The organism is Paraprevotella xylaniphila YIT 11841 (genome assembly GCF_900683745.1).
Taxonomy (GTDB): domain Bacteria; phylum Bacteroidota; class Bacteroidia; order Bacteroidales; family Bacteroidaceae; genus Paraprevotella; species Paraprevotella xylaniphila.
Map to the genome: position 1 here is coordinate 3,398,151 of NZ_LR215980.1, position 14,917 is coordinate 3,413,067.

Sequence of the window (14,917 nt, forward strand, 5' to 3'; positions counted from 1 at the left end):
TTATCCGTCAGACATAAGATAAATAAGAAAATGAGAATACCTATCATAATCCTGCTTTTAGCAAGCCTGTTTGCTGCAAGTTGCGGAGATCCACCCATGCCGCCATCGGACGAGGAAATGATACGCCACTTCGCCACGCACGAGGCGGCGTTCCGCAAGGTGTACGAAATCATGTCAGAGAGTTCAGAAGGTAGTTTTCACTACCCGCCGTTTTCTCCTGACGGGATCATTATACTTGATTCAATGGAGCAAAGTGATACATCCTATGAATCAAATGACGAACAAGACCTCCCGGTATATGGGCTGTTAAAGCCAGACCGAATCCTACTCGACTCCCTGTTATCAGAGATTGGATGCGGTTTTATCCTTGTTGATCGCAGGGAATGGGAAACGGCAGATTCGGTATATGTGAGCCTTTTTATGCCGTACTACTCCCACGGTATCGTAGATGCAGGAACGTCCAAGAGTTTCGTTTACGATCCCGGATTGAGAAGCCGTCGGAATATCCGTATCACCGAACATGGCGACCTAAACGAGATCTACCGCAGGACGTACAACGACACCACGCTTTACAAGCCCATCAAGGAAGGTTGGTACATCGAGCTAGACCATTCACGATAACCTGAAATGATGAACAAAACAATATGAAATCAAGATTGGTATTAAGGATATTGTGGGGACTATGCTGTCTGCTATTGCTGTGGATGGTTGTCAGTGATTCTATACAATTCTCAAAGCATCCGGAACTTTACCCGATAGGTTGTGAAGGATTAGGTTGGAGCTATGAATCTTCCGAAAACTATATCTTTACAAGCCGGGTGGTGATTGGTTGGAGTGCCATCGGCTTTGTCGCATCTGCCTGCTATCGTTTCAAGTATAGCGGAAAAATACTGTTGGTACATTTTGTACTGACACTACTTCGATGTTGTTGGAATTGTATAGTCATTTATGGATAGGGGTTTGCTTTATTGTCCCTAACTAACGGTTAAACGCCGGGAAACTTTCGGGCGAGACAGCTCCATCGACCTTAGGGAGAACGTCCAAACAAGCATCCCCAAAAAATGCTTTTGAGCATACCATAGAAAAAAGGAAGACCGAATGTTCTGAAGTCTCTTCCTTATGATATATATTTGTAATTGAGCGAAATGAAAAGATTGCCATAAACAGCGATTGGCTGCCGAACATTATGTTTAGAATGAAGAAACAGGAATATAAAGAGCAAGAACGACATTATTATTTCTTCGACTATTTGTTTTGGTTGGGAGAAATAACATGGGAGCATTATCACAAGGTCAGTTTCAAACAACCCCGTGGGAGTGATATGCTGTGGGCCTGTATCACGCTTTTTATATTCATGCCGGTTCTGACCATAGGCGGTCATTTTCTGGATGACTTGGCATTCGAGGTGTTTGGAGGCGTTCTTCTAATCGTGTTCTCCGTTTCTGTCTTCATGACAGACCGTCTGTTCGGCAAAATATACCCGCCTTCCCGGCGGAAAGCGGTCATGCAGCATTATGCGGGACGCAAGTTCAGTCCCTTCCGGCGCAACCTGTTCTTTTTCCCTCTCTATTTGCTTCTTATTCCCGCAATGGTTTTATTAGGAACTGCTCTGAAATGGATAACTGAAATACTCAAATGACAAATAGAAGAAACATATTCAGCCGTTTTTTCCGCCTGTTGGTGATGCTGCATAAAATTTCCTACGCGCATTTCACGGAATGGAACAATAAAAGGAAGCGAAAGGCATTTGCTGCCGGAATATACTTCCTGAGCATCCTCCCGGAATTCGTCCTGTTGGCCGGCACATTTCTGGCGGCAAGGGGACAAGACGGGTATGTACATCTGGTAAACGTGCCACAAAAGGTTGTTTTCTACGGTCTGGCGGGTCTGGCGGTGCTGCTGTCAGCCATCCCTCTGGGATTTTTTGACGACAAGAAGATATGCAAGGAAGTCCGGCAGGAACTCCGTGAACGTCCCCGTTACTGGAAACGAGCAATAGCAGTCTATTGGGCAGTTATCGTGGCTATGGTGGCGGCGGCGAATATTGTGTTTCCCACTTTTTCGGACAAGACAATGCCGCCGGAGAATGAGCGGACTGAAGTACCGCAAAGGTGGAGGGATTACCTTTCACTACGTTTTGCCATAGTAGCCCGTCAGGAAACGCCCAATGAAGTCTTGCAGCGTCTAATCGACCAAGACGGGCGCACGACACGCTACGGGAAACCAGTCTATGCCATGCAAGTAAGAAAGGAGGACATGGCTGGAGAGTTCCGTGTAGGGTTGCTGAGCCATGCCACATTCGAGGAAATCAGAGACGGCAGACGAAAATTTGTAGAATGTACATGGGTTAAGGGATATACGCCTGACAGCATTAGGATATTGCTGACCGTTTGGTACGAAATGAAGAAAGTAGAGCTTTGTCCGGTGGACTCTTTGGAATGGACGGAGGATATGGAGTTTTAAGATTTACAGAAACATGAAAAAAGTAATAACGGCCTCCGGCAAATGCTATGGGTATAACGTTCAAGATAAATGTGCAATTTATTTTGAATGAGTATGATGAAAAGTTGAATTTTAAGCAGAAAAAAATAAAGACTATGAACGATGAAATGTTTCAGAGAATACTTGATGAAATAAAAAGTTCGTCAAAAACGATAAATGTGCTGCCTCTGGATGAAGCAGCAAGGCAGGCAATGAAAGAGAAGTACCGGATCAAGAGCGGTAGCCTGATGGCTGCAATCCTTGAAAACACAGGTGGTATAGTCATTGACAACTGGATAAGGCTGTACGGTTCGGGAGAACTAAACTTTGTCACTAGAAACAGTCTGTTCCCGTTCAACGAGATAGTGATCGGCGAAGACATACTGGGAGGATTGTTCATCTGTCTTGACGACGGCAATATCGGCTATTTTGCCCCCGACTGTCTGGAGATGGAAGATATGGAGATAAAATTTGGACAATTCGTCTATTGGTGTCTGCATGGCGATACGGATAAGTTCTATACCGATTACAGATGGGACGGCTGGCAGAACGATGCTTCGAAACTGAAGAGCAGCGAGGGCGTAGCTTTTTATCCTTTCCTTTGGGCCGAGGCGGAAAGTCTGGAGAGCAGAGTCCGAAAAGTCGTTCCGATGGATGAAATCCTGAGACTTCAGTTTGCCTTTCTGGGCCAGGATGACAAGAATGAGTGAATTCATTGCTATCCTCTGACACAAAGCTGCAAATGCGCTTAAATTCCTCATGATTTTCATGGGAGGGGGATTTTTTGTGTTACGGAAGAACTTGTACCCCAATGTAGTGAACTGACAAAATGTTGCTAAACTATGATTAAAAGCATGGATTTCCATGTGGAAGGCGTATCGTATTACAATAGTGCCAAATTTCTGTTATTATTAACAAATTAAATGCGACCAGTTGGAATAAAATCGGTATCTTGCATTTATAAACAAAATAATGAAATTATGGGACTTGGATTCACCATTCACACTAAAATCAAGGACATTGAAAAGTTTCAACAGGCTGTAGAAAGTCAGGCTGTTGAGTCCGGTTATAATGCAGAGCACGATGAATCATCTTCGACGGTTAGTTTTTGCAGGCTGGGCGACTTGTTTCTAAACTATCAACATGAGGGAGAAGGAAATACGGACAACGTCATTTCCGTAAACGGAGACTGCCAGACCAACATGCTTGGCCCCGGCTTCCACAAGGCAGCAATAGAGTTCATCGACAGACTTCAACAGGCGACCGGAACCCGGTTTGAGGTTGAAGACGAGACGGACTATTACACGGAAAGGGACTTTGAGGCCATGAAGAAGAAACATTTCCACAAGTGGCTGGCCAAACTGTTTGAAATCATCCAGGAGCAGGAAGACAAAGGCAGTACGTCCCTGTCAATCTGCTGGGATCTCAATAAATATTACCCTCAATCGGACAGCGGCATTGTCATCTCACCTTTGGGTTCTTTCCGCCTTTCAGAAGTCATCAGACGTATCCGGGAAGAAGGGATCGAATCTTTTGCCGATGATTTCTTCATCTGGAACAATCCGGAACGTGATGCACGTTTCCATAGAGGACTGGCCCTGAACGCCATGTGGGAGGACTGTTATTTCATGCCGTCGGAAAGAAGTGAAGAAGATGCCCGCATCAACGGGTACATCATAAGCGAGCTGGAAACGGCAGCATCACTTGACCCGTCTCTTCCTTTCCCAAAAAAGGAATACGAGGAACTTTGCAGACTGCATGGCTGTACCCCTGTCCCGACTGACGGGATACCGACATACGAAACGGAATTTGCCATCGGCTACCGGCGAGGAATAATCAACCATAAGGTCGGAAGGATCAGGTTCAGTCTGCCGGGCAGCTATCTCGAAGATACGGATGATGGTACCCTCGTCTATTATGACGCGGCTGCAGACAACTGGCACACGGTCAGATGTACAGGATACTCCACCAATGGTGAGCCGGATTTTCTTGATGTGGAAGAGGAAATGATTGAAGAAAGGGAATTTGACGGCGGAAAATACCGTCTCTATGACATGGGTATCGGCCAAGATTCAGAGGATGAAGAACCTTATCCCGTTTACAGTTGTCACGCACTGTGTTCCAACCAGTACACCCTCTTCACGTTGTGTGCCTCCAGGCTGGAAGACCTGAAAAAACTTTCAGGTGAATTCCTCCCGACTTTGGTTGCAGACCAGCCTATAGAACCGGAAAATAAGCAAATCATATATACCGGAGAGAACATGAATGACGAACTGATGAAGCAGATAGACGAATGGCACAAGGCCGAAAAGCATCAGGAAATCATCGATGCTCTGGAACAGATTCCGGAAGCAGAACGGGATTTTGAAACGACCAGCCTTCTTGCAAGGGCGTACAACAATATTGAGGAATATGCCAAAGCCGCTGAACTGCTTGAATCCGTCAGGGAGGAAGGCGCTGAAGATGAACGGTGGAATTTCAGAATGGGATATGCCCAGTATTTTCTGAACAATTATCGGGAGGCCCTGGATTATTTCAGCAAGGCAAGGGAACTTAATCCGGAGGATGAAGACACCCTGAGTTTCATCCGTCAGTGCAATATGGCCTTGCCGTTAACCAGACGAGTGAAAGAATTCTGGAACTGGTTTGTAGAAAACGAAGAAAAGCTGTCTGGCATGATGAATCCGAAATCCATGGAGGAAGCTGATGCCTTCATGGAGTTTATCAGTAAAGGAACCAATCTGATATCGGAAGACATGCACTTCAATATCGGAGGTGACCATGAGTTCACGTTCTCGGTCGAAGGATGGCCGGATCTCTTCATCATCTATCCTTATATCATATCCTGTATGCCGGAGTGCCTGAAAGGCAAATGGAAGTTCTTCCCCTTCAACCCGGGCAAAGTCGGGTCTTTCGCATACCGTGTACACAATACCGATGTCGATATGGGCAAGATCATGGTAAAAGCATCCTATGACGAAAAGAGAGAAAACTTCAACATCAGGTATTACGACAAAAATCTTTGTGCCTTACCGGAAGAAAATAGTGACGGAAACTTTCATGTCATTCTAGAACTTGTACTGGGAGAAGGCGTCTCGTTCAAATATGTCAATGGTATAGAAAGGGCGTCAGGAATTGAGGAAGGTATGATTGCCTTGTCCGGGTTGAGACAGCACATAGAGGAAACCGTGAAATCCCACGGCCATGAATTTTTCGAGAATCCTAAGGACGTTTATACGGGATATCAACTGACTCCGAAGGAAAGTGACGAACTGCGCTTCGATGTGATAGTAGGATCCACCTGTCTGGATTCCATTGTAGCTGACTATTATCACGGTTCAACCGAGATATTTGACCATGCCGACGGTTTCGGCGTTCAGGCTCTTTATATGGTTTTCCAGAATGGTGTTGGCGAAGATAATATACTGAACTTCCGTCATGATCTTGAAGACAGGATAACGGAAGAGATTCTTGAACCGGGCAATCTCGGTGTGATAACAGGGGGTGCAACCGGAACGGAATACAGCTATATCGACCTGTTTGTCTATGACCTCAGGGCTTTTGTCAAGAAGGTTATACCTCTGCTCGATGAATACCCCGAATACTCTTTCTACATTTCAGACTTCATCCGTAATGGACGGATACACCAACTGACAGAAGCGGCCAGCGAGGCTATACCATACACAAAGGAAAATAAAGAAGAGTTTCTTGCCCAGATAGAGAAATGGAATGACATGGAAAAGTTTTCCAAGTGTATCAAAGCACTTGAGGACATTCCCGAAGCTGAACAGGACTACGACATGGTCATGTTGCAGGTGCGGGCATATGAGAATTATGCGATTCTGGGAGATAATGGCGAAGAACCGGAAGATGACGAAAAGGAAAGGGCGTTGAATAAAGCACTTGAACTGCTGGAATCGATCCGTGAAGCCGGAGAAAGTCAGGCAGGATGGAACAAGCGCATGGCATACGCATATCAATATCTTGTAGAACAGGAAGAAAAGGCGATAGAATATGCCAAACGCTGGGCGGAACTTGATCCGGAGGACAGCAGTGCAGTTGCTGTAATAAATGAGTGTAATGAAGAACTGGAAAAGCGAAAAATAAAGTGTGAAAGTTGTTGTGATGATGATAATGGCGACAATAAGTCTATTGCTCCAGAAATGTACTCAGAAGATGAAATAGATATTATAGAAAAGCATATCGAGCACTATTATGGTAATTTTGAATTCGTTTTTCACGAAAAAGTATCACCGGACATTCATGTGGATATTTGTTTGATTCCTCCATCTGAAGAGTGTAACTGGTACACACTTGTGACAATGGGAATGGGGGCACACTTGATGAATGTACCTAACCAATTGAAAGAAGAACAGCTGGAACGGGCAGAACTTGTCATCTGTCTGCCAGAGTATTGGAAATTGGATAAAGAACATTTGAAAGACGAAAAATGGTATTGGCCTATACGGTTGTTGAAAGAACTTGCTCGCTTCCCAGGAGAAAACAATACTTGGCTTGGTTGGGGTCATACAGTCAGTTATGATGGACCTCTTTCATATACGACAGAGCTTTGTGCTTCCATTCTGATAAATCCCCCATGTGGAAATGTAGGTGGAAATACTTGTACACTACCTGATGGAGAGGAAGTCAATTTTTATCAGGTAATACCTTTATATAGAGATGAACTGGAGTATAAGCTCAAAAATGGAACGCAGAAACTTCTTGACAAGATGAATGACAATATTCTCCTTGTAAATCCGCACCGTCTTAATGTACTGAATCAAATAGATATTGAAACTAACCCAATACAATCCAGTGAAATTTCAATAAGCTCTGTTGCACGACAGGAAGTGATAGCACATATTGAAAAGTATTTTGGTAAGATTAACAATTTCTTGCATGATGACTCGTGTTCAGAATATCCATTGGACATAGCTGTTATTGCCCCGAGGAAAGAGCATAACTATTATACATTGATAACAGTCAACATGAGTAATCATGAAGTCCTTGAATCGGACGATATAGACGGCAATACCTGTCATCAAGAATTGCTTATCAATTTACCACCTGACTGGAAACTCGGATTGTCTGATTGGACAGAAGAGAAATGGTGTTGGCCTATACGACTTATTACGTCGTTGGCAAGACAATGCATACGTCATAGGACCTGTATCAGCTGGGGAAAGACAATGGAACTTGGAGGTGAAAATACATTCTCAGAAGACACCAAGCTCTGTGCTATTGTTCTCCTGTCTCCAAGTATATTTGGAGATAAGTCAAGTACATGTAAAACACAAGAAGCAGGAAGTGTTGAGTTTTATCAGGTTATCCCTTTATATAGGGAAGAGTTACAATTTATCCAAGATAAGGATATAGATGAATTCTTTGAAATATGTCCTGATGATGCGCTGGAAACAATTAATCCGTTGAGACTAAATGTTGTTACAGATGCAGAGAAAATAGGTTATGACATATCTTATATTGACGATGCGAAGAAACATGAAGAAAAGATAGAAGAGTTGCATTTGTCAGCAGATGAATTGGCTCCTTACAACCACATGGCGATTTATTTACGATGGTGTATAGAACACAATCTTATGAGCCAACCTTTCCTGTTTAGACATGGAGACCTGGTTGATAGGGTCAAAGTAGAAGACAGTATTGATTTAAGAGAATTTATTAGAGATAATGAGGATCTGCATGGCGGACTTTCTACTATCTTGCTAAACAGAGTGGGAACGATGTTTACCAAATGGTATAATTGGGAAAATCGTAGTACACCTTATGCCTATATTAAAGATATACAGGCATATGCCATGGACTATTTCAAAGGCAGGATATGGAATAGTGAGGATGAGACAGATGCTGCTTATCTGTTGCTGCCTTGGACAGAAAAATATTATCATGATATGGCAGCTCTCATTGACAGCCGTTTCAAAGAGTGGGAGGATGAACCACAGACGGATCCACAATTCTTACATATACCGCAGGACAACATCAAATTACTGCTGAAAGATTGGAGTAAAGCCATTGAATGTACTGTAAGCAGCCGTGTTTTAGTAGATGGATGTGAAATAGCAACTTGCATTCGTCAAAAGCCCTTTGCTGAGGACATGGGTTGGGACAGCGGTTGGCTTTTCCTTGCTGATGGGGATGAAGATAATGACGAATGTCGATATGAATATTGTGATTTGAATACCATCTGCAACTATTCTCCGGACGTTATGCAATATTTGGATTTTCCATATGACACCAGACTGGTTCGCAAGGAAGACGGCAAGTTATATGTGGATGAAGACTGAAGTATAAATTAAAAACATTCAAGATATGAGACCAACACAATATGAAGCGGCTCTGGCTGCAATGACGGCCTGGCTCTCGCACCCGCAGGAACTGGGACACGAGCCGGCAGAGATAGAGTGTACGGAAACATTCGTACTGCACGATATGACCTACTACATCTTCAAATACAAGGATACCAAGGACAGTGAATGGCTGCTGGGTGTGAATGGTGGATACGAAGGAGACAGCTTGTCGGACTGCGGCCATACCTTCAGTGAGATGGAACCTTATAACGAAAAGACGGCTGTCAAGGATGCTACGGCCCTTGTCGAGATGGTGCGTTCCTACTGGATGGAACAGGCAAAGCAGGCCGAGGAACGTGAGAAGAAGGCCGGCACATTCGTGGGATTCGCCCTGCTCTCCGACAACAGCTGGGACAAGGAAAAATACATCAGAGATCTGAAAGAACAGTGGGACATCACCGCTGAAGAGAAATCTGACGAGGAACGGAATCCCGAGTCTCTGGTCTTTGACGTAGGTGACATGATGGCGGCGGTAAGCCTGATGCCTGCCCCCGTACCTAATGGTGAAGCCGAAGAATGCGCGAAGAACAATTACATGTGGCCGGAGGCCGAAAAAACAGCCAAAGAGCATAAGGCACACATCATGGTTGCCGTTATCGGCAAAGAGGAGTCCCTGATCGAAAGAGGCAAACTGTACGTGAAGCTGTTGTCTGTCTGCTGCCACCAGAAGAATATAACCGGTATCTATACCAGCGGTGGCGTTTTCCAGCCTCGTTTCTATGAAGGCTTTTCCGGAATGATGAAGGAGGATTCGCTGCCTATATACAACTGGATATGGTTCGGGCTTTACCGTACCGAAAAGGGAATCAGCGGCTACACCTATGGAATGGAGTGTTTCGGCAAGGACGAAATGGAGGTCCTTGACGTGGATGCCGACCCGTCAAAGGTGAGAGACTTCCTGGCCAGCATGGCAGGATATGTTCTGGAATACGATGCAGTTCTCAACGACGGAGAAACCATAGGCTTCTCGGCTGTCGACAAACATAGGATAACACGTGGACAGGGTGTTGCCCTTCCGGACAAAGTGACTCTGAAAATCTCATACGGCAGCGAAGACGATGCCGATGGCGGTCCCGATTTCCCGGATGACACGGATGAAGTGATGGACGATGCGGAAGGCCATCTGGAGAAGTTCAAAGAGAAGGATCTGCCGTTAGATACAATTACGGCCTACAATCATCTGGCAATATATCTACGCTGGTGCATGGTAAATGACCTTATGAGGGATGATTTTCTTGAACAGTTCGGAGACCTTGTGTCCCGGATCAAAAGCGGCTCAGCCGATGATGACCTGAGGGTGTTCATAAAGGACAACCTGAACGGGCAGCTTACAAGATTCCTGTTCAATAAACAGGGCCGTGCATTTGCCGACTACTATTATGGCAGTTATTATGGCGCCAATGAAACTCCATTTTACCCCGGAGACATTGACAACCACGCCCTGGATTATTTCGGTCCGGAAAGGTATCATTCCGATGAGTTCAAAGAGGAAGCATACCTGTTTGTCCCGTATGACGAGGATTATTACCAGGCAATGTCACAACGCATAGACAGACGCTTCGCCAACTGGCAGGGGCTGCATATAGACAAAGATACCGTTGAGCCAGACGAACTGGCCCGTGCCTTCATGGATTATCTTGATTGTGAATGTACCTATTTCCCATCCATGAGTGACGATGACCCTATCATGTCAGCCTATACCTATGCCCAACGGCTCGGCGTGCGGGAAGGCTTCATCCCCGTTCTAGTCAATGTCGATGAAGGTTTGTGGGAAAACATAATCGGGAACTCGGATCCTGAGAGCGAAAGCTCGGATGATTACACATTCAACCAGGAAAAAGTCAATGAATTCCGCAGAAGGCTGCTTGAGGCTCCTGTCATGGACGGTAAATCCATCCTTGACAAGCTGACCGGGCAGGACAACGATGATATTGAAGAAGAGCCTGAAGGCGGATTCGACAACAACCGTTACTCGAGCTACTGGAATACCGACACGAACATGACGCATCCGCTGATCCTTGCCCGTATTCCGGTCACGGAGCCGTGGAAAATATTCGCGTACCTGCCATTCGGCAACTGGAACGACTGTCCTGCAAACCCCGAACTGATGGCTATCTCAAAGTATTGGTACGAAGAATACGGTGCTGTTCCGGGAACCTTTACCAGCGACCAGCTGGAGTATGAACTTCCAGCGCCCGTTCCGGAAGACAGAGCAATGGAAGCCGCAATACAGCAATATGCTTTCTGTCCGGATATGGACCAGAACTGTAACGGCATAGGCAGTCTTGCCGACACGTTGCGTCAATCCAGAATATGGTATTTCTGGTGGGATTAACCGATTCGTTTCACATTCAAAAGCATTTCAATATGAACCAAGTATTTCAACAAGACCTAAATACAAAGGAACTGCAGCCTGGAGGACCTTTACTTATAAACCTTCTGTTCAAGGAACCGGTTGAATTGCCGGACACGCAGAGGGTGGCTGATGTATGCCGGAAGCATTTCGGCAATGTAGAATGCCGCGAAGGTGATGACAAGTCTGTCTTCATCACCGCCCTGGACCACATGGTGGAGTTTGAGGACGGGAAAGCACCCGTGCAGTTCCTGATGACTTCGTGCATGGACTTTGACGGAAAGACCGTGGACGACTTCACCCGGAGCCAGATGTGGGACTGCCAGGAAAGCCGTGACCGTATCCTTGAGGAATGCCGGTACAGTATGCTCGCTACAGACTTCCTTGCCCGTGGCCTGTCTTCTCTGGAACGTGCCAATCTGGAAATGGACTACCTTGAAGCGCTCGCCGAACTGTTCCCGTCCTGCGAAGCGTTCTTCTTCAGCGGCAGCGGGAAACTGTTCGAGGCGGAGGAAATCCGCAGCAATCAGATAGAAGGTCCTGACCGGTTCATCCGCTATGCCGTAAACGTCCGTTTCTTCACGATTCAGGGTTCCGACGACATGCTGGTAGATACACTCGGGATGAACACGCTGTTCCTGCCTGACCTGCAGTACCACTTCCGCGGACTTGATCCGAACTGGGTAGTGAACCATGCCTACAACGTGGCCTCCTATCTGCTTACAAGCGGCAATGAAATAGACTCGGGAGAAACCGTCGATGGAATCAAAGACGGTTATATGGACCGCAGCATCCAGTGGAAATGCCAATACGAAGACGCGCTGATACAGCCCAAGCGTCCCGTACTTGACATCAACACGGGAGAATATGCAGCCGGGAACAGGGAATGATTTACCAATGACCAATTAACTTGTTGCGTATGCCATTGAACTTGACAGAAGAACAGATATTGCAGCTCGCTCCCGACGACTCGTCTGTAAAGGCCGGCAAAGGACTTGCGACCTTAAGCAAATGGGTACTGAGGGAATGCAGCGGACGTGCCGTCTGGGGTCATTGCCAGGGAAGCGGAAAGAATCCCTACCAGACGGTGATAGACTTGAATGACATTGCGTTCAAGTGTTCCTGCCCGAGCCGCAAATTCCCGTGCAAGCATGGGCTTGGCCTGCTGTTGCTGTACGCCCGCCAGCCAGACCAGTTCACGCAGGCGGAAGAGCCGGAATGGGTGACGGCGTGGCTTGCCAAAAGAACGGAGAAGGCCGAAAAGAAGGAGCAGAAAGCCAAAAGCGAAACCCCTGTGGATGAAGCGGCTCAGGCCAAGAGGCAGGAGAAACGGCACCAGAAGGTACTGGGAGGCATATCCGACCTTGAGGTATGGATGAAGGACCTGGTGCGCAACGGATTCCTGAATGTTCCGGAACGTGCCTATACCCTGTTTGACAACATGGCCCGGAGGATGGTGGATGCCCAGGCACCGGGACTTGCGGGGAGACTGAGAGCCATGGAGGCTATAGACTTCGACTCGGAAAGCTGGAAATCCGACCTGACGGAAAGCATGGGCAGGCTGTACCTGCTCATGCAGAGCTACAGAAACATGGACGGCCTTCCCGAAGAATGGAAGGACGAGATACGCACGCAGATCGGATATCCCCAGTCCAAGGACAACGTCCTTGCCGGAGAGCCGGTGGCGGACAGCTGGCTCGTGCTTCACAAGCAGTCCCGTAAAGTCAACGATATCAATACCGACATCTACTGGTTTTACGGAAAGGAAAGCAGACTTTTCGCCAGATACCTGAGTTTTGCCGTTGTCGGTACCTTTTCCACCGAGAACTGGATTCCGGGCAGTGCCTATAAAGGGGCGCTATGCTTTTACAACGGCACGGGTACATGCCGGCGTGCATTGTTCCGGGAGTCCGTACTCGCGGAAGAAAACTTTGTGCCGGCGTGCAGCCCTGACCTGAAGCAGGCTGCCGCGGTGTACCGCACGGCCATGCTGACGAATCCGTTTTTCGAGGACGTCCCCCTGCTTGTGGATGACGTGAGGGTTGCCCGTAACGGGAAAGACTACACGCTGCTGGACAACGCGGGCAATGCCGTCCGTGTGGCGATGCCCGAGGAAACCTTCATCGACATCCTCGCCATTACCGGCGGCAATCCGTTCGCCTCGCTGGTCATTGTAAACGGGGATATATGGGAGCTGAAATCCATTTGGTACAACAAAGAATATCATACTTGGAGAGATGAACGTAACTGAACCTATCATACAGGCTGCACTGCTTGGAACAGCCAACCGTGAATTCGTTCCCGGAGCCTTTCCCGAGTCCCTTCAGACTCTGGTTGACGGGATCCACGGGAAAGCCGAAGACACGGAATCGTTCCTGTACATGACAGCCGCATCCGCCTTCGCCTACAGGCGTGCCGGATGGGAACCGGCCGGAGCGGAAGGCATTGTCCCCGTGAAAACAGCCCCGGAAGAGGAACTGCCGTATTTCGACAAGGACCGGAGTCAACTCTTTTCCAGACTCCACGGTACACGCTATATGCTAGCCTACGCCTACCGTCTGGCGCAGGGGTCGGGAAAAATCATTTCGCCCGAATACCTCCAGCCGCTTATCCGGCGTGCCTATGACCGCAACAATCCGTTGCGGTTTGAAGAACGCAGGCTGCTGAAAAATCTCGTCGGGAACAGAGGCTTATGGCTGATCAGGCAGATGGGCCTTGTCGGAGAGGAATGCGGGATCACCGATTCTTGGGATACGGCCACCCACGGCGAGCGTAAGGAGATGCTTGCCAGATTCAGGCAGCAGGATTCTGCCGCAGCCCTTGAACTGCTGCGGAAAGACTGGAAGAGCGAACCGGCCAACCAGCGCAACGAGCTGCTTGAATGTCTCCGGATAAACATCAGCAAGGCCGACGAGCTCTTCATACAGGAAGTGCTGGAGTCGGACCGCAGCTCCATTGTCAAGGAAACGGCACGGAAACTTCTGTGCATGATTCCCGATTCAGCCATGGTGATGCGCTGCTGCGAACTCCTGCGTGGACATATCAGACACAACATGCTTACCGGATGGTCATACGACGAGATCGGATACACCCCGGAGATGAAGGCCATGGGGCTGTCCGAGGTAAGCTCCAACAAGAAAGAGGGCGATTCCGAATTCATCCTGAGGCAGCTCGCCGAACGGGTGCCTTTGAGTTTCTGGTGCGAGGTATATGGCTGCGGTAAGGAAGAGGCCGCGAGAAAATTCGCCAAGCATCCCCCTTTCAGGAAGTTCCTGGAGCTGGAGGACCCGATACTCAACTTCTCGGACGGGCTGTGGGCTTTCCACACCCTGAAGGAAGACCCTTCCTATCTGCGCAAGCCGGAACTCGTGGCGATGCTCACTCCCTCCCAGCGGGAGGAAATCAGCTGGCCGGAAACGGTCCGGGATTTCGGATTCATACCCGACTCATGGTACGGCAACGACTACGAGGCATGGGGCCCGAAATTCTCTTCCAGCGTCATGTCTTGGATTCTGAAAAAGGATTACCTGTACTATGCCGCAGACATGGCGGAACGGCTTGCCATGCATATCCCGTCACATCTAAGGAACCTGATCGAGGCCAAGGCCGCCTCTTCGGCGGAGGCTTCGCCGTCCATGAACGAGTTCTGCTCGAAGATGCTGGAATTCATGGATCTTAAATCTGAAATAGACACTTTGTTAAATGAAAAATAAATATT

At 47.5% G+C, this 14,917-nt stretch carries 10 protein-coding genes; all 10 read left to right on the top strand.

Annotation, left to right across the window (positions count from 1 at the left end):
- The first annotated feature begins 30 nt into the window (after positions 1-30).
- The 10 genes from E0E47_RS14210 (at position 31) to E0E47_RS14270 (ending at position 14,912) form a co-directional block, all read left to right on the top strand.
- A complete protein-coding gene (locus tag E0E47_RS14210) occupies positions 31-621 on the top strand; it encodes a DUF4948 family protein (protein ID WP_117515209.1) in 591 nt (196 codons plus the stop codon).
- A 23-nt stretch (positions 622-644) separates the two neighbouring features.
- Complete coding sequence (locus E0E47_RS14215) at positions 645-956, top strand: hypothetical protein (protein ID WP_117722012.1); 312 nt, start codon at positions 645-647, stop codon at positions 954-956.
- A 239-nt stretch (positions 957-1,195) separates the two neighbouring features.
- A complete protein-coding gene (locus E0E47_RS14220; RefSeq protein WP_229034977.1) occupies positions 1,196-1,639 on the top strand; it encodes a hypothetical protein in 444 nt (147 codons plus the stop codon).
- Positions 1,636-2,463 carry a hypothetical protein gene (locus E0E47_RS14225; protein WP_117722010.1) on the top strand — a complete coding sequence of 276 codons (828 nt, stop codon included), beginning with the start codon at positions 1,636-1,638 and terminating at the stop codon, positions 2,461-2,463. Before E0E47_RS14220 ends, E0E47_RS14225 begins: the two co-directional genes overlap by 4 nt.
- 47 nt (positions 2,464-2,510) lie before the next feature.
- Positions 2,511-3,191, top strand: coding sequence for a DUF2625 family protein (locus E0E47_RS14230; protein ID WP_229065968.1), 681 nt, complete (start codon positions 2,511-2,513; stop codon positions 3,189-3,191).
- A gap of 270 nt (positions 3,192-3,461) precedes the next feature.
- On the top strand, positions 3,462-8,783 hold the full coding sequence (locus E0E47_RS17450; protein ID WP_197730279.1) for an immunity protein Imm33 domain-containing protein: 5,322 nt from the start codon (positions 3,462-3,464) through the stop codon (positions 8,781-8,783).
- 25 nt (positions 8,784-8,808) lie between these two features.
- Entirely contained in the window at positions 8,809-11,181 is a 2,373-nt protein-coding gene (locus E0E47_RS14255) for a DUF4253 domain-containing protein (RefSeq protein ID WP_232038459.1), read from the top strand.
- A gap of 32 nt (positions 11,182-11,213) precedes the next feature.
- Positions 11,214-12,089, top strand: a complete 876-nt coding sequence (locus E0E47_RS14260; RefSeq protein WP_117722009.1) for a DUF4261 domain-containing protein — start codon at positions 11,214-11,216, stop codon at positions 12,087-12,089.
- Between the two features lie 29 nt (positions 12,090-12,118).
- Complete coding sequence (locus tag E0E47_RS14265; RefSeq protein ID WP_130894021.1) at positions 12,119-13,450, top strand: SWIM zinc finger family protein; 1,332 nt, start codon at positions 12,119-12,121, stop codon at positions 13,448-13,450.
- On the top strand, positions 13,437-14,912 hold the full coding sequence (locus E0E47_RS14270; protein WP_118435298.1) for a DUF5691 domain-containing protein: 1,476 nt from the start codon (positions 13,437-13,439) through the stop codon (positions 14,910-14,912). Before E0E47_RS14265 ends, E0E47_RS14270 begins: the two co-directional genes overlap by 14 nt.
- The last annotated feature ends 5 nt before the right edge of the window (positions 14,913-14,917 follow it).